17 protein-coding genes and 1 pseudogene are annotated in these 20819 nt (G+C 62.4%); 5 read left to right on the top strand and 13 right to left on the bottom strand.

Features of this window, described 5'->3' with window-relative positions; genetic code table 11:
- The first annotated feature begins 63 nt into the window (after nucleotides 1-63).
- A pseudogene (locus J2W46_RS23325) lies at nucleotides 64-1642 on the top strand (YifB family Mg chelatase-like AAA ATPase).
- A 332-nt stretch (nucleotides 1643-1974) separates the two neighbouring features.
- Here J2W46_RS23325 and J2W46_RS23320 read toward each other — a convergent pair.
- Nucleotides 1975-2682, bottom strand: coding sequence for a hypothetical protein (locus J2W46_RS23320; protein ID WP_310356589.1), 708 nt, complete (start codon nucleotides 2680-2682; stop codon nucleotides 1975-1977).
- A 237-nt stretch (nucleotides 2683-2919) separates the two neighbouring features.
- Between J2W46_RS23320 and J2W46_RS23315 the strand changes: the two genes are divergently transcribed.
- Entirely contained in the window at nucleotides 2920-3453 is a 534-nt protein-coding gene (locus tag J2W46_RS23315) for a TlpA disulfide reductase family protein (RefSeq protein WP_027780122.1), read from the top strand.
- Between the two features lie 144 nt (nucleotides 3454-3597).
- Here J2W46_RS23315 and J2W46_RS23310 read toward each other — a convergent pair whose 3' ends face one another.
- From J2W46_RS23310 to ugpQ, 8 genes are all read right to left on the bottom strand, one after another.
- A complete protein-coding gene (locus J2W46_RS23310; RefSeq protein ID WP_020067072.1) occupies nucleotides 3598-4950 on the bottom strand; it encodes a sigma-54-dependent transcriptional regulator in 1353 nt (450 codons plus the stop codon).
- Between the two features lie 7 nt (nucleotides 4951-4957).
- Nucleotides 4958-6976: a sensor histidine kinase gene (locus J2W46_RS23305; RefSeq protein ID WP_310356586.1), complete on the bottom strand. Its 2019-nt coding sequence runs from the start codon at nucleotides 6974-6976 to the stop codon at nucleotides 4958-4960.
- A 61-nt stretch (nucleotides 6977-7037) separates the two neighbouring features.
- A complete protein-coding gene (locus J2W46_RS23300) occupies nucleotides 7038-8318 on the bottom strand; it encodes a dicarboxylate/amino acid:cation symporter (RefSeq protein ID WP_027804477.1) in 1281 nt (426 codons plus the stop codon).
- A 376-nt stretch (nucleotides 8319-8694) separates the two neighbouring features.
- A complete protein-coding gene (locus tag J2W46_RS23295; protein WP_310356582.1) occupies nucleotides 8695-9765 on the bottom strand; it encodes an ABC transporter ATP-binding protein in 1071 nt (356 codons plus the stop codon).
- Nucleotides 9766-9798: 33 nt separating this feature from the next.
- Nucleotides 9799-10590, bottom strand: a complete 792-nt coding sequence (locus tag J2W46_RS23290; protein WP_020067076.1) for an ABC transporter permease — start codon at nucleotides 10588-10590, stop codon at nucleotides 9799-9801.
- Nucleotides 10587-11525: an ABC transporter permease gene (locus J2W46_RS23285; protein ID WP_310356579.1), complete on the bottom strand. Its 939-nt coding sequence runs from the start codon at nucleotides 11523-11525 to the stop codon at nucleotides 10587-10589. Before J2W46_RS23285 ends, J2W46_RS23290 begins: the two co-directional genes overlap by 4 nt.
- Before the next feature lie 133 nt (nucleotides 11526-11658).
- A complete protein-coding gene (locus tag J2W46_RS23280; protein ID WP_087751005.1) occupies nucleotides 11659-12771 on the bottom strand; it encodes an ABC transporter substrate-binding protein in 1113 nt (370 codons plus the stop codon).
- Nucleotides 12772-12933: 162 nt separating this feature from the next.
- Nucleotides 12934-13698, bottom strand: coding sequence for a glycerophosphodiester phosphodiesterase (gene ugpQ / locus J2W46_RS23275; protein WP_310356576.1), 765 nt, complete (start codon nucleotides 13696-13698; stop codon nucleotides 12934-12936).
- A 317-nt stretch (nucleotides 13699-14015) separates the two neighbouring features.
- On the opposite strand from ugpQ, the gene J2W46_RS23270 reads away from it, so the two are divergent.
- Nucleotides 14016-14786, top strand: coding sequence for a DeoR/GlpR family DNA-binding transcription regulator (locus J2W46_RS23270; RefSeq protein ID WP_020067080.1), 771 nt, complete (start codon nucleotides 14016-14018; stop codon nucleotides 14784-14786).
- A gap of 29 nt (nucleotides 14787-14815) precedes the next feature.
- Here J2W46_RS23270 and J2W46_RS23265 read toward each other — a convergent pair whose 3' ends face one another.
- Complete coding sequence (locus J2W46_RS23265; RefSeq protein ID WP_087751008.1) at nucleotides 14816-16483, bottom strand: Na/Pi cotransporter family protein; 1668 nt, start codon at nucleotides 16481-16483, stop codon at nucleotides 14816-14818.
- A gap of 207 nt (nucleotides 16484-16690) precedes the next feature.
- Between J2W46_RS23265 and J2W46_RS23260 the strand changes: the two genes are divergently transcribed.
- The gene (locus J2W46_RS23260) at nucleotides 16691-17374 is read left to right on the top strand and encodes a histidinol-phosphatase (RefSeq protein WP_020067082.1); all 684 of its coding nucleotides are present in this window, start codon (nucleotides 16691-16693) and stop codon (nucleotides 17372-17374) included.
- A gap of 214 nt (nucleotides 17375-17588) precedes the next feature.
- On the opposite strand, the gene lipA is transcribed toward J2W46_RS23260, so the two are convergent.
- The 3 genes from lipA to J2W46_RS23245 form a co-directional block, all read right to left on the bottom strand.
- A complete protein-coding gene (gene lipA, locus J2W46_RS23255) occupies nucleotides 17589-18596 on the bottom strand; it encodes a lipoyl synthase (RefSeq protein WP_020067083.1) in 1008 nt (335 codons plus the stop codon).
- Between the two features lie 13 nt (nucleotides 18597-18609).
- Nucleotides 18610-19335, bottom strand: a complete 726-nt coding sequence (lipB, locus tag J2W46_RS23250; protein WP_310356568.1) for a lipoyl(octanoyl) transferase LipB — start codon at nucleotides 19333-19335, stop codon at nucleotides 18610-18612.
- Nucleotides 19336-19408: 73 nt separating this feature from the next.
- The gene (locus tag J2W46_RS23245) at nucleotides 19409-19735 is read right to left on the bottom strand and encodes a DUF2917 domain-containing protein (RefSeq protein ID WP_020067085.1); all 327 of its coding nucleotides are present in this window, start codon (nucleotides 19733-19735) and stop codon (nucleotides 19409-19411) included.
- Nucleotides 19736-19833: 98 nt separating this feature from the next.
- Here J2W46_RS23245 and J2W46_RS23240 point away from each other — a divergent pair, with 98 nt between their 5' ends.
- Nucleotides 19834-20811 carry a transcriptional regulator GcvA gene (locus J2W46_RS23240; protein ID WP_020067086.1) on the top strand — a complete coding sequence of 326 codons (978 nt, stop codon included), beginning with the start codon at nucleotides 19834-19836 and terminating at the stop codon, nucleotides 20809-20811.
- Nucleotides 20812-20819: the final 8 nt, after the last annotated feature.

Genomic DNA, 20819 nt, shown 5'->3' with positions numbered 1-20819 from the left:
ACGTCATCAGCGTATTAAGGGGATTGGAGCGCATTAGTCGCGCACCGTCCAACGGGAGAAAACATGTCGCTTGCCGTGGTGCGCAGTCGCGCGCCGGCCTCTGGCCGCGCGCCCGAAGTAACCGTCGAGGTGCACCTCGCGAACGGGTTGCCATCTTTTTCGATCGTCGGACTTCCCGATCTGGAAGTCCGCGAAAGCCGTGAGCGCGTGCGGGCGGCCCTGCAGAACTGCGGCTTCGACTTTCCGGTGCGGCGCATCACCGTCAATCTTGCTCCCGCAGACTTGCCCAAGGAATCCGGCCGCTTCGATCTGCCGATCGCGCTGGGCATTCTCGCGGCAAGCGGCCAGATTCCCGTGGAATCGCTGCTTCATCGTGAGTTCGCCGGCGAGTTGTCGTTGACGGGCGCGCTGCGTCCCATGCGCGGCGCTTTCGCGATGGCGTGTGGCACCGCGCGCAGCGCGGCGGCGGGCGACGCGTCCGCTGCTGAATGTATGGCCACGCGCGCGCCGCCGCACTGCAATCCGCAACTCTATCTGCCCGCCGCAAGCGCTGCGGAGGCTGCGCTCGTGCCCGGCGTGGATGTCTATGGCGCGAGCGATCTGCCGTCGCTGTGCGCTCATCTGGCCGACGCGCCGGAAGCGCGCCTCTATCCGGTCGCCGCACCGGACCTCGCACAGTTCACGCCTGTGGCCGTGCCCGACATGGGCGACGTGATCGGCCAGCGCGGCGCGCGCCGAGCGCTCGAAGTCGCCGCGGCCGGCGGACATCACGTGTTGCTCATCGGGCCGCCGGGGGCCGGCAAATCCATGCTCGCCGCCCGCTTGCCGGGTCTGCTTCCGCCCATGACCGACGACGAGGCGCTCAGTTCGGCCGCCTTGCTCTCTGCAAGCCGCACGGGTTTCTCGCCCTCGCAATGGCGCCGACGGCCGTTTCGCGCGCCACATCATTCGTCGAGCGCAGCAGCGCTGGTCGGCGGGCGCAACCCTCCGCAGCCGGGTGAGATTACGCTGGCTCACCTTGGCGTGCTTTTCCTCGACGAGTTGCCAGAGTTCGACCGCGACGTGCTGGAAACACTGCGCGAACCGCTGGAAGCCGGTCGCATCACCATCTCTCGCGCAGCGTTGCAGGCGGACTTTCCCGCAGCTTGCCAATTGATCGCGGCGATGAATCCATGTCCTTGCGGCTGGCGCGGCGATCCGAACGGACGTTGCCGCTGCACGCCCCGACATCGCGGCGCGCTACCTGCGCAAGCTGTCCGGGCCGCTGCTCGATCGCATCGACATTCAACTCGAAGTGCCTGCGCTTACGTCGGCGGAGCTTTCCGCGCGGTCAAACGCCGTTGGCGAGACGAGCGCGGTTATCGCGAGCCGGGTGAACGTCGCACGCGAGCGTCAATTGGCGCGGCAAGGCAAAACCAACCGCGAGTTGAGTGGAAAAGAGGTGGACGCCGTCTGCCGGCCCGACGCAGCCGGCGAAGCGCTACTGCGCGAGGCCGGGGAGCGCTTCGGCTGGTCGGCCCGCGCTTACTACCGCGTGTTGAAGGTGGCGCGCACCATCGCGGACCTCGCAGGGACGAGCATGCCGAGCGCTGCACAGGTCGGCGAGGCCGTTCAGTATCGACGCGCTTTTGGCTCTGGGTGAGGAGAAAAATATGCTGTCAAGACTTGACTTATGCACATGCGCGCGTTCCAGATAAATTTAGAAACATCTGAAAGGTACATAGAAGGCTTTCGAGCAAAATCGTTGATTTAAAACAGTTTTTTATTCTTGCCGACGGGCGCGCAGACAGGCGAAATGCCCATGGGGCGGGCATCTGCGCGAAAAAAGCGGGAGTTCTCAACAGAGTTATCCACAGGACACGCGGACAAGTGGAAAACTTCAACGTAAACCGAGAATTAGCGTGCAAAGCTGCGACGGAACTTTCACTGCATAAATGGATCCGCCGCACCTTGAATCGGCCAAAACTACCACTTTCAATACAGCTGGAAAGAAGAAAAAAATTGGTCGACCTGCTCCTGCGGCAACGGCTGTGAAGCGATGATCGCGGCTTGATACACATGACGCCCTCGCGCGACCAGCCGCGCATAAACGGTGCGCTTTTCGTGGTCTGAACCGGCTTGCCCGCTCAGTTGCATTTCCAGACCTAGCACCTTGCCGCCGGCCGCGAGCGGAATCTGCACGGCGTGCGCATCCGGCTGCGCGCCAACGTTGCGCGCCAGGCCGGTACGCAGAAAGTCGAGCGCCTTGCGTTGCGTCGCCTCGCTTTCGTCGGGCAGCGTGATCGTGCCGACCGCGAATACGGCGTCGCCGGCTTCGGCCGTTTGCATGGCCATTTGCATCGGCGCTCCGTCTATCTGTACGGCACGCTGATCATTCCCCGGCTTGGCCGGCAGGTCGATCGTGTAGCCGCTGTCGTTATTCATGATCGTGCGCCAGTCGAAAGTCGGCGAGCAGCCGCTCAGAGCCGCGCCAATGGCGAGCGCGCAAGCCCCCGCGCGGAAGACCGAATGCGCGCGCGAAACCACGGGCGGTTTCTGATCCGCTGTATTCCGATTGCGGGCGAAGCCGGAAACAAGACGCGGAAGAAGTTGGGTGAACAGAGGGAAAACGCGAAAAACGATCTGGAGCATGGGAACAAGGCGCCCGGGAAGCGGGCCAATGACGTGAGCATAAAGCGACATTATCCGCTGGCAGCTTGAGAAGCGTCAGCGGAAGCGGCACGCGGCCGGGGAACCGGCCGCAATCGGCCACAATCGGCCCACAATCGGCCGCAGCCCGCGCGAGGCATGCGCCCGGTGCGGGCGCTCGCTGCCGCCTGGCTCGAATAGGACTACAATACCCACGCTATGGGGCAGCGGGCGCAAAGCCCCGGCCCACGCGCTGTCCCACGCCATTTCGCGATTTCCGAGGTTCCGTTCATGAGCACCATCACGTCGACTACCGCCGTCAGGCGCACGAATCCGCTTCGCTACGTGATCGCCGCCGTCGTGGCGATTGCGATCGGCGTGGCTGGCTATTTTGCGTTCGCCGGCCAACAGCGCGTGCCCGACGCGACTTTCACGCTGCTCTCGGGCCAGAAAGTCTCGACTGCCGATCTGAAAGGCAAGGTCTACCTCGTCAACTTCTGGGCGACGAGCTGCGATACATGCATGAAGGAAATGCCGCAGATGGTCCAGACGTATAACCGCTTCAAAGGTAAAGGGCTGGAATTCGTCGCGGTGGCCATGAGCTACGACGCGCCCATGTACGTGACCAACTACACGCAGACGCGTCAGTTGCCGTTCAAGGTCGCCATGGACGACGGCTCGGCCGCGAAGCAGTTCGGCAACGTCCAGCTTACGCCGACCACCTTCCTGGTCGACAAGGACGGCAAGATTCTGAAGCGCTATGTCGGCGAGCCGCAGTTCGCGGAACTCGACCAGCTGCTGGAAAAGGCGCTGAACGCTGCTTGAGCCGGGCGAGAGCCACGACGGCTGATTCAGCCTCGTGCTGAAAGTAACGCCAGGCGCCCGGATCAACCGATCCGAGTCCAAGCCAGAAAGTCAAACCCAAAGCCCAATGAAAAACGCCGGCATGAACTGCCGGCGTTTCTTTTTTCACCTGTCCCCGTCCCCTTTGGCCGCGAGGCCATAGCGTTTGATCTTCTCGTAAAGCGTTGCTTTGCCAAGCTGCAGCCGGTCCGCCGCGATTGCCACCGCGCCGCCACTCTGCTCCAACGCCTCAGCAATCACCGCCCGTTCAAATTGCTCCACGCGCTCCTTCAGCGGCTGCGGCTGCGCGCCTTCGTCGCCGAAAGACATGACGGGGTCGTCGGCGACGCCGAGCACGAAGCGGTCCGCCGCATTGCGCAACTCCCGCACATTGCCCGGCCACTCGCGCTGCATCAGGCTCGCGCGCTGACGGTCCGTGAGAATCGGTGCGGGACGCTGATAACGGACGGCCGCGTCCAGCAGAAAGTGTTCGAAAAGCGGCACGATGTCCTCGCGACGCTCGCCAAGCGGCGGCAGCGCGATCGTCACCACGTTCAAGCGGTACAGCAGGTCGCGACGGAACGAACCGTCGGCGACATGTTCCGCCATATCGCCTTTTGCGGCGGCGACCACGCGGCAATTCACGCGAATCGGCTGGTTCGAGCCGAGGCGTTCGAGCACGCCGTCCTGCAACACGCGCAGCAGCTTGACCTGCAACGCAAGCGGCATGCTTTCTATTTCGTCGAGAAACAACGTGCCGCCCGACGCGTGTTCGAGCTTGCCGACCCGGCGTTTCGCAGCACCGGTGAAGGCGCCCGGTTCGTAGCCGAACATCTCCGACTCGAACATCGGCTCCGGCAGCGCGCCGCAGTTGACCGCAATAAACGGCTTGTCACGCCGCGGCGACAACTCGTGCAGACTGCGCGCGATCAATTCCTTGCCCGCGCCGGTGTCCCCGTTGATGAGCACGGACGCATCGGTCGGCGCGACGTTAGCAATCAGCCTCCGGACCTGCTCGATTGCCGGACTGCGGCCGATGATCCGCGGCGCAACCGTGCTCTGCCCGGCAAGCTCGCGGCGCAGCGCGAGGTTTTCCAGCACGAGCTTGCGCCGCTCCAACGCACGCCGCACGGTTTCGATCAGGCGCTCAGAAGCAAACGGCTTCTCGATGAAATCATAGGCGCCGTCGCGCATCGCCTGCACCGCCATCGAAATATCGCCGTGACCGGTCACGAGAATCACCGGCACGTCGGGCGCGCGCTCATGGCATTGCGCGAGCAGATCGAGACCGCTCGCGCCGGGCAGCCGGATATCGCTGACGATCACGCCTGAAAAGTCGGCGCTGATCGACTTCGCCGCCGATTCCGCCGACGCATGACCGACCACGTTGAAGCCCGCCAGTTGCAAACTCTGCACGCTGGCGCGCCGCACGAGTTCGTCGTCTTCGATATACAGCACTTGCAAGCCGTCGTTCAGCATGTTGTTCTCATCGGATCCACGAACCCGTGGTGAGCGGGTCCGCGGTGTGACTCGTCTGCACGCGCGCACGGCGCAGCGTCAGTACAAATAATGCACCGCCGTTCGGGACGTTCGCCACATTCCGCGCCACCAGTGTGCCGCCGCAATCACGCGCGATCGACGACGAAATCGCCAACCCGAGGCCGAGTCCCTGGCCCATTTCCTTCGTGGTAAAAAACGGCTCGAACAGATGCGGCAAGACATCTTCGGCAATGCCCGGGCCATTGTCGCTGACTGCGAACGACAGGCTGTCCGCAGCAACTTCAATCTGCACGGCAATGCGCGGCGGAGTCATGTCGGCGGTCGCGTCGAGCGCATTGCCCAGCAGATTGATCAGCACCTGCTCGAGACGCAGATCGTCGCAGTGGGCTACCAGTTCGGCATGATCGTCGGCGAGATCGAGCGGCACGCGCGTGCCGTTTTCCGCGTCCAACAACGTGAGGTTGAGTTCGACACGCTTCAGACGTTGTTGCAACAGCGCGAGGGCATTGCGCAGCGCCCGCACGACCGAAGCGCGCGCGCTGCGCGGCCGCGCGCGTCCCACGAACAGCTTCAGCTGATTGGTGATCTTGCCCATGCGTTCGGTGAGCGCCGCGATCGCTTCGAGGTTCTCCCGCGCCGATGCCTGGTCGCCGCGCTCAAGCAGCACGCGCGTGTTGTCCGAAAATCCGCGTAATGCCGCGAGCGGTTGATTCAGTTCATGCGTGATGCCGGCCGCCATCTGACCGAGCGCCGCGAGCTTGCTCGCCTGAATGAGTTCGTCGTGCGCGGCGCGCAATTCCTGTTCGGCGCGCGTGCGTTCGGCCACTTCCTTCTGCAATTGCTCGTTCGCTTGCGACAGATCCGCGGTGCGCTCCGCAACGCGCTGGTTCAATTCGGCGTACGCCTTTTGCAGCAGCGCGCGGCTACGCATCACCTCGCGCACGCGGGACCGGCGCATTCTCCAGTAGAACGCGAGCAATACGAGCGACACATAGCCGAAGCCCGTGACGATGGTCGCGTTGCGCGCGTCAGCGTCGACCGGGCTAACGGGCGCCATGGTAATCAGATGCCAGTCGGGTTCGCCCATGCCGCGCCGCGATGCGAGATAGCGAGGCGCGTAGCGTCCGCCGCCGACGCGCACGATCTGCGCGTCGCCTTCGAGCTTGCGCTCGATCGTCACAGGCAGCGGCGCAATAGGCTGCTGCGCATACTGCCGGGCCTGATAGATGGAATCGGCGACCTGGCCCGACAGTGGCCGTATCGTGTGATATTTCCATGCGGGCACGGACGACAGAAAGATCACGCCGTGATCGTCGGTGACGAGGAGCGGCTCGTATGCATCCGCGCCCTGAAACCATTCGAGATCGAGTTTGACGACAGCCACGCCGACGATTTTTCCCTCACGGCGCACCGGCTGCGAAATGTAATAGCCCGGTGCCTGCGAGATCGTGCCGATGCCGAAGAAGCGGCCCACGTGGCCTTTGATGGCATCGACGAAATATGGGCGGAACAGATAGCCCGCGCCGATGAAACTGCCCGGCCCTTGCCAGTTGCTTGCGGCGACACAATAGCCGTCGAGCGGAATGATGTAGGTCACCGTTGCGCGCGCGTGGCGGTTCAAATCTTCGAGATAGAGATTCGCGCGCTGGACGTTGGCGGGCGACGGATCGACCAGCACGTCCTGCACGATGGGATGCTCGGCGAGCAGATACGGCAGCGATTCATAGCGCTCAAGTGTGCTCTTGAGCGAACTGGCGGTGCGATCGACGCGCCCGGCGGCATTGCGCCGCAAGCTGTCGATTCCGCTTTGCCACGCGACGCTGTAGGTGAGCCCGCACGCCGCGACGAGCCCGGCGACGAGCGCGAAGAGGATCAGCAGACGGCGCGTCACGTTGGCAATATCCGGTGAGGTGTGATCGGATATTGTGGCATAAGGCGAAGCGCGGTCGGCGCGAGCTTCCCCGGCCGACGGCACTTCGGTTGGGCGCGCGGTCACCGGTTGCATGTGCTGGTGTCCGCGGCCGCAAACGTCACGCGTTTTCAGACAATGAGCGTCGATGCCCGGCTTAAACGCCGGCCGGCTCTTTGACCGGCACGTCGCCGCGCAACGCCGAGTTCAGCTTGTTGCGGTCCAGTTCCTTTTCCCACGCCGACACGACCACAGTCGCCACGCCATTGCCGACGATGTTCGTCAGCGCACGGCATTCGCTCATGAAGCGGTCGATACCCAGAATCAGCACCATGCCCGACAGCGGAATGGTCGGCACCACGGCCAGCGTTGCGGCGAGCGTGATGAAGCCCGCGCCCGTTACGCCGCTCGCGCCCTTCGACGTCAGCATCGTCACTGCCAGCAGCGTGAGCTGCTGCGCCCACGTGAGGTCGGTGTTCGTCGCCTGGGCGATGAACAGCACGGCCATCGTCATATAAATGTTGGTGCCGTCGAGGTTGAACGAGTAACCGGTCGGCACCACGAGACCCACCACCGAGCGCGAGCAGCCGAGGTTTTCCAGCTTGAGCATCAGTTGCGGCAGCGCGGCTTCGGACGAGCTCGTGCCGAGCACGATCAGCATCTCTTCCTTGATGTACGCAATGAAGCGCAGGATGTTGAAGCCCACCGCACGCGCGATGATGCCGAGCACGACCACCACGAATACGATCGACGTCAGATAGAACGTGCCGATCAGCTTCAGCATGGGCAGCAGCGAGCCGATACCATACTTGCCGATGGTGAACGCCATCGCGCCGAACGCACCGATCGGCGCGAGCTTCGTGATGATGCGCACGATGCCGAACAGCACATGCGAGAGCCCTTCAATGAAGTTCGTGACGACCTTGCCCCTCTCACCGGCTGTGGCGAGCACCGCGCCGAACAGCAGCGCGATCAGCAGGATCTGCAGAATCTCGCCCTGTGCAAACGCGGAGACGAGCGTGTCCGGAATCAGGTGCATCAGGAAGTCGACCGTGGTCTGGCCGTGCGCCTTGGCGGCGTACGAAGCGACCGCCTTGCCGTCGAGCGTGGCGGGGTCGATATTGAAACCGACGCCCGGCTTCAGCACGTGCGTCGCGATCAGGCCGAGCACCAGCGCAAACGTCGAGACGATTTCAAAATACAGCAGCGCCTTGCCGCCGACGCGCCCGACCTTCTTCATGTCTTCCATGCCGGCAATGCCGGTCACGACCGTACAGAAGATGATCGGCCCGATCACCATCTTGATGAGCTTGATGAAGCCGTCGCCGAGCGGTTTCATGTCGACGGCGAGATTCGGATAGTAATGTCCGAGCGCGATACCGATGATGATCGCCACGATCACCTGGACGTACAGCACTTTGTGGATAGGTTTCTTCACGATGGTTCCTGCGATGTGGGTGAGCCTATGGCCTGCCACGCTGCGCATCATGCGAACGAATGATCGTCACGCCTGTGCACGGCATTAGGCCGCGACAAGACGACGAATTCAGAAGTACCGGAAAGGGAAATCGGACATCGTTGTCTCCTTGCTTTAGTTGTCCGACCGTTGCGGCCGCGTTATCTATTTCGCAAGGTCGATGCCAGCTTGAGGCAGGCCGCGCGCCTTTGATTTTTATAGGTTTTCTTGCGCCTAATCGCAAGTGCCATCCGGGATTCCGGAAATCCGGACGGCCCGCGTCGGGAAAACCGGAATTCGCTTCGGCAGCAGCTCAGGGGAAACCCGAAGCCTTTACTGGCGGGGCTTTGCCGTTTTCCTAAGCGCCGCCTTCTTCGAGTACCAGCAGATTCTCATGCGAGAAACCGAGCGACACCGGCTGACCTCGTTCGGGTAAACCGCGATTCGGATCGTTGAACACGTCGAGAGAAATCACCGCGTCTTTCACGCGCGTCCTGATCCGCACCACCGCGCCGAGAAAATTCACTTCTTCGACGGTCGCGCTCAGTGTGTTGCGGCCAGGCGCCGCCGGTTCGAGCACGATCGCTTCGGGGCGCAGCGCGAGCAGGCGCTTCTTGCCCGCATCGCCGGCCGGCAGTTCCTGCGTAGTGGTCAACTCCTGGCCGTCCACGACCATCTTGCCGGTCGCCGGATCGATCACGTGCCCCGCCAGAATGTTCAGCGTGCCGACGAACGATGCGACAAAATGAGTGCGAGGATAGTTGTAGATTTCCGAAGGCGAGCCGATCTGCTCGACGCGCCCCTCGTTCATCACGACGATGCGGTCGGAGATCGACAACGCCTCTTCCTGATCGTGCGTAACGAAGATCGACGTGATGCCGAGTTCGCGCTGCAGCGCGCGAATGTCCTGCCGCAACGAAATGCGAATCTTCGCGTCGAGCGCGGACAGCGGCTCGTCGAGCAACAATACCTGCGGCTTGCCGGCCAGCGCGCGCGCCAGCGCCACGCGTTGCTGCTGGCCGCCCGACAGTTGCCACGGATAGCGGCCGCCGAGCTGCGGCAGCTTGATCAGGTGCAGCATCTCTTCGACGCGCTGGCTAATTTCCGCCTGCGGCCGGTGCGTGATCTTCAGCCCGAAGCCGATGTTCTCCGCGACCGTCATGTTGGGAAACAGCGCATACGACTGAAACACCATGCCGACCTTGCGCTGCCGCGTACGAAGATGCGTGACGTCCTTGTTATCGAGCCGGATGACGCCGCGCGTCGGCGTTTCGAAGCCGGCGATCATCCGCAGCACGGTTGTTTTGCCGCAGCCGGAAGGTCCAAGGAACGTGATGAACTCACCGCGCTCGATCTTCATGTCGAAGTGATGCAACGCGATGTTCGTCCCAAAGGACTTGTGCAGATTTTCGATCTCGAGAAATGCCATGATTCGCTGCCTCAGTGGATCAAGCTCATTGCATCAAACCTTTTGACCGCTCAACGCGCGGGCCGAGCCGAACACCTGGATCAAGCCCATCGACGCCCACGTAATCATGAACGCGATGATCGCAAGCGCCGACGGCTCATACGCGCGATTCGCGCCGATCAGTTGCAGGTAAGGACCGAACGCGGGCCGATCGAGCAGACTCGCCAGCGTGAATTCGCCGATTACCACCGCGAAGGTGAGAAACGCGCCCGACAGAATGCCCGAGCGGATATTCGGGAAGATCACCTTGAAGAGAATCGTCGGCCAGTTTGCGCCGAGACACTCGGCGGCTTCGGTGAGCGAGCGCACGTCGACAGCGCGCAGGCCCGCATCGACCGCGCGGTACATGTACGGCAGAGACAGCGTCACGTAGCCGAACACCAGCAGCAGATCGGTCGCGCGCTCGTTGCTCGTGAGCGGCAGAATCGAACTGCTGTTGTAGATGCGCAGATAGCCGAACACGATCACGATAGCCGGCACCACGAGCGGCAACAGCGTAATGAATTCGACGACCGGCCGCAGCTTCGGCAAGCGCAGTTGTACCCAGTAAGCGGTCGGCACAACGAGCAATATGCCGACGACGATCGTCAGCAGCGCCATCAGAATCGAATAACCAAACGAGGCCTGAAAGCGCGGATCGCCGAGCACCACGCTGTAGGCTTCGAAGCTATATGTGCCACGCTTCATCCGCAGACTGAACTCGAAGGTGGCGATCAGCGGAATCAGGAAGTACAGGGAACCGACCACCATCGCGGTCCACGCTCCCACGCGCGATTGGCTTTTCATCGGCGGCCCCTTTCAGCGCGTGAGCGCAGCCAGATATAACCGCCGTTCGACAGACCCGTGACGAGTACCATGCCGAGCGCAAGCGCGTAGCCGAGATTCTGGTTGTGCATGACGTCGCCGCGAATCTGCGCAAAGAGCAGAATCGGCACGATGTTCAACGAGCTGCCGGTCAGCGCATAAGCGGTGGCGACCGCGCCGAACGCGTTGGCAAACAGCAGCAGCGTCGCGCCCAGCACGCTCGGCCATAGCACCGGCAGCGCGACGTAGCGCCAGTACTGAGACGCGGTGCCGCCGAGGCAATCGCATGCTTCGCGCCATTCGCGCTTCAGGCCGTCGAGCGCGGGCGTGACGATCAGCACCATCAATGGAATCTGGAAGTACAGGTAGGTCAGCGTGAGACCTGAAAAGCTGAGAATGCTGAAGCCCGTCGAATACAGATTGAAGCCGGGATACTTCTTCAACAACACGGTGACGAGCCCGACGCGTCCCAAAGTGCAGATGAAAGCAAACGCGAGCGGCACGCCCGCGAAGTTCGACGCGACACCGGAGAACGTCATCAACGTCGGACGAATCCAGCCCGGCAGCTTGCCCTGCACCGCCGCCCACGCGAGCAGCGAGCCGATCAGCGCACCGCCCGCCGCGGACGCCGCGCTGACTTTGAAGCTGATCCAGTAAGCGTCGAGCACGGACGGCTGAAACAGGTCGCGCAGGTTGGCGAGCGTGAAGTGACCTTGCGAATCCTGGAACGCGCCGATCATCAGAAAGCCTGTCGGCAGAATCAGGAACAGCAGCGCGAAAGTGAAGAACGGCACGACGCCGATCCAGGCCAGCATCTGCGACGCGCGGCCCGGACCGTCGACGCGCGGCGTTGGAGTGGGCACAGGCGGAACCAGCAGATCCGGCTGCACCGATCCAGCATCCGATGAAGCGCTCATAGCTCACCCTTTGGGTATTCCCCGCATTGGCCGCATCGCCGGCATGTCCGGCACTCTGGGTAACGGCGCGCGCCGTCCGACTGGGACGACGCGCGCGGCGTGTACGACCTCGCGCTAAACGTCGAAGCAGCGCTTACTTGACGTTCGCGCCGACCGTTTCGTCCCAATGCTTCGTGATGGTTTCCTTGTACGCGTCCTGTTGCGAGAGCGTCGGAAACACGACGTTCTTATACGACGACGGCGGCGGCAACTTGTCGAGGAGCGCCTGCGGCACTTTCTTCGCGGCCACCAGTTCGTTGTAGCGCATCGGGTGGCAATAGCCGGTCAACCAGCCGATCTGGCCTTCGTCGGAATAGAGATATTCCATCCACAGCTTGGCGGCGTTCGGATGCGGCGCATAAGCGCTGATGGCTTGCACATAGACGCCCGCGACTACGCCCGTTTTCGGGATCACCACTTGAACCTTCGGGTTGCCCTTCAGCGTGTCGCGATCGGCGAGCGCGTTGTAATCCCAACGGACGACGATCGGCGTCGTGCCTTGCGCGAGCGACGCGGCCTTGCCGATCACCGGCACGAAGTTGCCGCTCTTGTTCAGGTCGGCGAAGAACTTGAGGCCGGCTTTGTCCGCCTTGCTCGCGTCGCCCTTGCTTTGCGCGAGACCCGCCGCGTACACCGCCTGAATCGCCTGATTCGCGGAGCGCGGATCGCCCGCGAGCGACACCGCGTTCTTGTAGTCTGACTTGAGCAGGTCGCTCCAGTCGGACGGCGCCTTGTCGATCATGTCGGCGTTCACTTCGAATGCGAGCACGCCGTAGTAGTCGCCGTACCAGTAACCGTCGGCATCCTTCGATTCCTTGGGAATCGAGTTCCACGCAGAGACCTTATACGGCTGCAGCAGCCCTTCAGCCTTCGCGCTCGGGCCGAACGACAGACCCACGTCAATCACGTCGGGCGCTTGCGGACCCTTGTTGCCCTTGTTCGCCTTGATCGCTTCCACTTCATCGCCGGAGCCCGCGTCGGGATTCAGCTCGTTGATCTTGATACCGTACTTCTTCTGGAAACCCGCGACGAGTTGCCCATAGTTGCACCAGTCGTGCGGCAACGCGATCACGGTAAGCTGGCCTTCCTGTTTCGCGGCGGCGATCAGTGCGTCGAGCGGCGCGGCGCTAGCGCTGCTCGCGCCGGCGGCTGCGACGCCCGCGGCGGCCGACATCGAAAGTATGCGAGCTAACACGGTGCGGTTCATAGTTTTCCCCATCCTCTGCCGAAGTTGCTACGTTTGGAAAATTTCTAGTTCGACTTCAACGGCGTTAATCCTGCGCCATCGCGTGCGCTCCTGGTCGGCCTTTGCGGCCGCCTTCGCGTGCCTGCGTGCACACTCACGCCCTGCTCTGGCCGGTTTCACAGCTCAAAGCATGTCGTGCTGCAGCATATCGATGCGATCTGTACAAATCATGTCAACGCCCCACTGCGCAAGCAATTGCGCGCGCGCCGGATCGTTCACCGTGTATGCGAGCACATGCAGTCCGGCCTCGCGGATTTCGCCGACGAGTTGCTCCGTCAGATAACGATGGCTCGCATGCAAGGACGCGCACTCGAGCTCGCGCACGATACGCAACCAGTCCGCGGGCACTTCCTCGAACAGCATGCCGCGCCGCAATGAAGGCGCCGCGTCGCGCGCAGCTGCAAGGGCGTCGAAAGAGAACGACGACAGCAACGGCGGCGTTTGCCCTTGCCACAACCTGAGCGCACCATCCGCAACGAGGCGGCCGGTGATCTCGTCACGGCCCGGACAGGGTTTGATTTCGATGTTCGCCGCGATGCCGTCGCGCGCGCAACGGGCTGCCGCATCGGCAAGCGTCGGCAGGCGAGTGCCTGCGAATTGCGGACCGTACCAGGCGCCCGCGTCGAGCATGGCGAGCTGCGCCCACGTATAGTCGGCAGCAGCGCCGTAGCCGTTGGTCGTGCGCTCGAGCGTGTCGTCGTGCAGCAGGAACAGTTCGTTGTCGGCGGAAAGCTTGGCGTCGAACTCGACCATGCGGTAGCCGTAGCGCACACAGGCATCGAAACCCGCTAAGGTGTTCTCAGGCGCAAGCGTGCCGCCGCAGCGGTGCGCGACGAGCGGCGGATATGGCCAGTCTGCAGGTGATGCATGATCGATCCCGTTTCCCACGTCCGGTCACCTTTCACCCAGAAGAAAGCGGAGAGTGCATTGAAGCACTTCAACGCATGCGGTCTTGTCAAAAAGCGCCACACTAATGCACGAAAGAACAGATCAGACTTTGCCTTTCGAACATTCGAGTTTCGAACGAGCGCGGCGCTTCGATTTGCGAAGGCTAAAGTCAAATACACAAACTTGCAAGCTGCCAAAAAAATACAACACAATGCGGCTAAAGTAGTAGCCTTGACATCGTCTGGACACACATTCGTGTCCACGATGTCACTGACTAAGACACGTTGTGCGAGCGCCTTCGCATCCAAGGAAAATGCATGTGGCAGGAAGACCGTCATCAGAGAATACGCGCGTTAGTGTCGACGCTCCATCGGGTGTCGACCGAACGGATCATGGCGGACCTTGGCGTGTCGCGCGAAACGGTCCGGCGCGATCTGCTCGACCTCGAAGCGCTCGGTGAATTACGGCGGGTACACGGCGGCGCCATCAAACCCGCCGACGAAGCGCCGATCGCCGAGCGTGCGCACATGCGCGTCAAGTCCAAGACGGCGATTGCAAAGGCGGCGACCGGGTTGATCGCGAGCGGCCAGACGCTGTTCATCGACGCGGGCACGACGACCGCCGCACTTGCGGAAGAGCTCGCGAAGCTCGCCAATTTGACCATCGTCACTAATTCGATCGACGTCGCGTTGAAGCTGCGCGGCGCTGCAGAACAGGCCGATGCGGGCAACGAAGTGATTTTGCTCGGCGGCACGATCAGCGACCGCGCAATGGCAACCACGGGCGCCACCACCGTGCTCGATATTCAGCGCTATCGGGCGGACCTCGCGCTGCTGTCGCCGGTCGGCGTCGATCACCGGCATGGCGCGACGAACTACGACCACGCGGAAACCGAAGTGGCGCGCGCCATGGTCGCGAATGCCGACCGAGTCGTGATCCTTGCGGATTACAGCAAGATTGGTCAGCGCAGCCGGATCTCGTATTGCCCGGTGGAGCGGATAGACGTGCTCGTCACCAACAAGAAGGCCGCAGACGCCGCCGATTTCACGGCGCTAAAAAAGAAGCTCGAAGAGGTCGTGCTGGCCTGAAGCGTCATGCTGCACGCCACGCGTGCCGCTCATTCCTTCACATGCATCGTGTCGAGCGCGCGCTTGCGCAGACGCGTGTCATGCAATGCGCCGGCGGCGTCGAGTACCGGATAAGCCGTCGAGCAGAACAGCGAGTTGAGCCGCTTCATGTCGCTGATCAGATCCAGATGCAATGCGCTCGTTTCAATGCTGCGTAGCGTCTGCCCCGTGAGCCGGTCCAGATGCCTGTATGAATACGCGCGCTCCAGATCGCGGAAACGCTCTTTTTCTGCGAGTAGACGTTCGGCACAGCGCAGATCGTTGTTCAGGAATACGGATAGACCGAGTTGCAGATTACTGACTAGCCGCGTCTGCAGATCGTCCAGTTCGCCGAGTCCCTCTTCGGAAAACGACAGGCGGTGAGCGATCTTCTTCTCCTCGATATCTCCCACGATCCGCTCGATGATGTCGCCCGCATGCTCGAGGTTGATCGTCAGCGAAATGATGTCGGTCCAGCGGCGGCTGTCGGCTTCGTCCAGTTGCTCGCGTGAGATCAACGTGAGGTAGTTTTTGACCGCTGCGTAGAGTTCGTCGACGTCGTCGTCCATACGGATCGTTTCGCGCGCCTTGTCGAGATGGTTGTGATGAATCAGCTCCGCCACGTTGTCGAGCATGGCCCGCACGATGTCGCCGATACGCAGCACTTCGCGCGCCGCATGCGCGAGCGCGAGCGTCGGCGTGGACAACGCGGCCTCGTCCAGATGCAGCGGCCGCAGTTCGCCGTTCGGCATGGGCCGGTCAGGCAGCAGCCGCACGCAGACGCGCGCAACTGGATCGATCAGCGACAGGCATGCGCAGCAACGCAGCGCGTTGTAGATCAGATGAAAACCCACGGTGGCTTCACGCGGATTGGCGATCAGCACCGGCAGTCCGCGCGCGAGCAGCGGTGCAAACGGCAGGATCAGCATCGCGCCCGCCAGCTTGAAGGCGAAGCTGCCCAAAGCGAGCCGCCGCGCCGCCGCGTTCTGCGCCACGGTGCCAAGCAACGCCAGCATGCCGCTGCCGAGGTTCGCGCCGATCACGAGGCACAATGCGACCTTCAACGAAATGACGCCCGACGACGCAAGCGTGGCCGTGAGCAGCACGGCCGCGAGGCTGGAATACGACAGCATTGCAAAGGCCGCACCGACCAGCGCGTCGAGCATGGTGTCGCCGGTCAATGCGCCGAACATCACGCGCACGCCTGCGCCTTGCATCATGGGCTGCGCGGCCTCTACGATCAGATGCAGCGCGAGCAGAATCAGACCGAGACCAATCAGCGTACGGCCGGCCTGGCCTGTGCGCGTCTGCTTGCGCGACAGGAACAGTGGCACGCCGAACAGGATCAGGATTGGCGACAACCAGGATAGATCGAGGGTAAGAACTCGCGCCATCAGCGCGGTGCCAACGTCGGCGCCGAGCATGATCGCAAGACCACTGGTCAGCGGCAGGAGCCCTTGCGCGGCAAACGACGTGACGATGACCGCCGTGGCGTTGCTGCTTTGGACGAGGCTCGTGACGCCGACGCCTGACAGGAATGCTCGCCAACGACTGCGAGTGCTTCGCCCGAGGATGCTGCGCAGATCTGCGCCGAGTACGCGCAGGATGCCGGTGCGAACGATATGCGAGCCCCAGACAAGCAGTGCCACGCCGGCGAGAAGGTTAAGGAGAATCAACATAAGGCACTGCTCTTATTCTCTGCTGCCATGACTCGAACCGCATGCCGCGCGTACGACACCCGGGGCGTATATGACAGTAGTGTTGCACATTTTTGCCTTATTGTAATTTTGTGCTTTTAAATATACGCTCGGCCAACGATGAGGATCGTCGCGTGACCGTCTGTGCCGTTCATGTGACGCTACCACCACCTGTCACGAGGACAACGGATGAGCCGCAATCTCGCGCTGTTCGACCTGGACCACACGTTGCTGCCGCTCGACAGCGACCAGGCGTGGGCTCACTTTATCGCTGGACTCGGCATAGAGGGCGCGGCGCGCCATGCGCAAGACATCGACGAATATTATCGGCAGTACGTAGCCGGTACGCTCGACATGGCCGCCTATCTGGACTACACGTTGGCGCCGCTCGCTCGCCACTCGCGCGAACAGCTCGACACGTGGCATGCGCAATTCATGCAGGAAGTGATCACGCCGGCGATCCTGCCGGCCGCACGTGAACTGGTGCAGCGTCATATCGAGGCAGGCGACCTCTGCTGCATTGTCACCGCGACGAATGTGTTCGTTACCGCGCCTATCGGCAAGGCGCTCGGCTTCGAGCATCTTCTTGGGATCGAACTGGGTACGGAGGGTGATGATCCGCTTGCCCGTTTCACGGGTGCGTCGGTGGGCGTCCCGACTTTCCGTGAAGGCAAGATCGCGCGCACGGAGAGCTGGTTAGCTTCGCTCGGCCACCGTTTGCACGATTTTCCTCAAAGCTGGTTCTATAGCGATTCGATCAACGACGTTCCGCTGCTCGAACGCGTCACGCATCCGGTCGCGACGAATCCCGATCCGCGTTTGCGTGCGATCGCGAACGAGCGAGGCTGGCCTGTCATCGAACTTTTCAGCTGACGCAGGCCTTGGCGCAATGTCGATGTGGCCGTCAAGAGCCGCGACCGCGATGGTGGCGGCCTCAATTGCTGCGTCTGATAATTCGTTTGCCTAACTAATATAGTTTTTGTTCGAGCCGGCGGTACTACGGTGATCAGGCGCTTGCCCACCGTGAAATAAAAAACCCGCAACACGTGCGGGTTTTCTTCAACCTGACCGATCAGCCACCTGACACTCACACTACGCCGGCTCCATGCGCCTGCAAGTCGGCGTGGTAGCTGGAGCGCACCATAGCGCCCACCGCTGCGTGCGTGAAGCCCATTTTGTACGCCTCTTCCTCGTACATCTTGAAGGTGTCGGGATGCACATAAGAGCGCACCGGCAAATGGTGTTCGGAAGGCTGCAGATACTGACCGATGGTGAGCATGTCAACATCGTGCTCGCGCAGATCGCGCATGACCTGCAAGATCTCTTCTTCCGTTTCCCCCAAGCCGACCATAAGGCCCGACTTGGTCGCGACGTCCGGATGCAGCGCCTTGAAGTCTTTGAGCAGCTTGAGCGAATGCGCGTAGTCCGAACCCGGGCGCGCTTCCTTGTACAAACGCGGCACCGTTTCGAGGTTGTGATTCATGACGTCAGGCGGTGCGGCATTCAGAATGCCGAGCGCACGGTCCAGACGACCACGGAAATCGGGTGTCAGAATTTCAATGCGCGTGTCAGGCGACAACTCGCGCGTCTGACGGATACATTCGACGAAGTGCGCCGCGCCGCCGTCGCGCAAATCGTCACGATCCACGCTCGTGATCACCACATACTTGAGCTTCAACGCGGCAATAGTGCGCGCGAGATTTGCCGGCTCTTCCGGGTCGAGCGGATCCGGGCGGCCGTGGCCCACGTCGCAGAACGGGCAGCGACGTGTGCACTTGTCGCCCATGATCATGAACGTGGCCGTGCCCTTGCCAAAGCATTCGCCGATGTTCGGGCAACTCGCTTCTTCACACACCGTATGCAGATTGTGCTCGCGCAGAATCTGTTTGATTTCGTAGAAGCGCGAATTGCCGGTCGCGGCCTTGACGCGAATCCAGTCCGGCTTTTTCAGCTTTTCGATCGGAACGATCTTGATAGGAATGCGGGCGGTTTTGGCTTGCGCCTTCTGCTTCGCGGTGGCGTCGTAGGCGGCGGCGGATGCCGGCACGCCTTCAGGCACGGGAGAAGTTGCGAGGTTCGCGGTAACGTCAGTCATTCGTTCGGTCCAGTCAGGCGGTGAGCGCACCGGCCTGCGGTTGGGCGACGGCCGCGGGATTGCCGTCGAGGTTTGCGGTGAGGCACGCTGCAAGGGTGTGGGCCACGTCGTTCCAGCCGGCCACAACGCCTAGCGTTGCCATATCGACTGTCTCGAGCCCCACGTAGCCGCAAGGGTTAATGGCCAGAAACGGCCGTAAATCCATTTTCACGTTCAGGCTAACGCCGTGATAGCTGCAGCCGTTGCGGATTTTGAGGCCCAGCGCGGCGATCTTTGCGCCGGCATGCAACCCGGCGTGCGGCCCGGGCGCGACGTAGATACCGGGCGCGCCCGCCTTGCGTTCTCCGGCGAGATTATACGCCGCAAGGGTGTCGATCACGGCCTGCTCGATCCGCGTGACCATCTCGCGCACCATCAGCTTGCGACGCCTCAAATCGAGCAGCAGGTAGGCAACCACCTGCCCCGGACCGTGATACGTGATCTGCCCGCCCCTGTCGACTTTCACCAGAGGAATAGCGCTGTCGGCGGCCAGCAGATGTGCCGGATCGCCGGCCTGGCCAAGCGTGAAGACGGGGGGATGTTCGACTAGCCAGATTTCGTCGGGAGTGTCGACGGTACGCGCGTCGGTGAACGCGCGCATCGCATCGAAACTGGCTTCGTAGAGTTCGCCGCCGCGCCAGCGCAGCACGAGCGGCGCCGCGGCGGGCATTGGGGAAGAAGAAACCGGCGGGACGGACATGATCCACGCAGTTTACCGAAATCCGGCGATTCCCGCCGGGAGTCGCCGCGCCCCGCTGCCGGGGCACCCGCCATCAAACGGTGCGCCAGCCGCCGCGCATCCGCGCCGCCCAACGTTCGACGACTCGCGCAAACCAGTTAAGCGCACGCTCGTCGCAGCGCGTGGGCACTGAAAACGCGATCGTCGCGCGCGGTGTGCCTTCCGCACTGATCCACAGCCGTTCGCCGCGCCGCAATCTCAGCGTGTGGCCGGGTTGCAGCCAGTAATCTTCGGTGTCGTCGCTGCGTGTCACCCAAACCGCACCGCCGCGCACGACCAGCTTCGTGCTGCGGGCCACCTTCAGGGGAAGCGTTTCGCCACCGTGGATTTCATACGCGATGCTAGAGGAAACTTCTCGCATAATGCCCTCGCCAAAAGTCGTTTCATGGCTACAATCGTAGGCGTAGTAAGGGGTTACGCAAAACGATCAATTTTCACCTCTATGTGAGAAATATTACGATGGAGCTGCGCCATCTGCCGCCGTTGAATGCGATCAAAGCCTTCGAAGCCGCCGCCCGTCACGAGAGCTTTTCGCGCGCCGCCGACGAACTTTTCGTCACGCACGGCGCTGTCAGCCATCAAATCAGGGCGCTGGAGGCGGAACTCGGGGTGTCGCTGTTCGCCCGCGACGGCAAGCGCGTGCGGCTGACAGAAACCGGCAGGCGCTACGCCAACCACGTGCGCTCTGCGCTAACCGCATTGTCCGACGCCACGCGCGAACTCCGTGCCGGTGACCGCGAGCGGCGGCTCGTGGTGTCCATGCTGTCGTCGTTTGCGGCGCGGTGGGTCACGCCGCGCGTCGGCAGCTTTATCGAAGCCCACCCGCAATGGGATCTCGAACTGCTGTCCACAAACGCGCTCACGGACTTCGCGCGCGACGACGTCGACGTGGCAATCCGCTTCGGCTACGGAAAATATGCGGGGCTTTACTCCGAACTGTTGCTCGAGGAAATTTTCTTCCCGGCATGCGCGCCGAATTTCAACGGTGGCAACCTGCCGAAAACGCCCGCCGAGTTGGCGAAGCTTCCTCTACTCCGTTCCGACGACGAATTATGGCGGCCATGGTTCGACGCCGCCGGACTTACCGAATGGCCGGAGCCAAAGCGCGGCGTGCTGTATCAGGATTCGTCGAACCTGTTGCAGGCGGCAATCGACGGTCAAGGGATCGCGCTCACGCGCCGCTCGCTCGCCATGCATGAGATTGCGGCCGGCCGACTCGTGCGGCTGTTCGATGTGGACGGGCCGAGTCCGTGGCAGTACTACTTCATCTGCCCGCCGCAAATGCTGGAAACAGCGCGGGTGAAGGCGTTCAGGGACTGGGTCTTTGCGGAGGTGGGACGGTTCAAGCTGCTGTTCGACCGGGCCTGCGAGGCCGGCTCGGCCGCAAGCGCGGGCCGGAAAGCGGACGCGGCGGACGCATTGCGCGTCGCGCCGTAGTGGGACGC

The sequence above is a fragment of the Paraburkholderia strydomiana genome (genome assembly GCF_031456815.1).
Lineage (GTDB): Bacteria > Pseudomonadota > Gammaproteobacteria > Burkholderiales > Burkholderiaceae > Paraburkholderia > Paraburkholderia caledonica.
The sequence above is the reverse complement of the archived record's forward strand: the minus strand, read 5'-3'. Positions and strand labels throughout refer to the sequence as shown.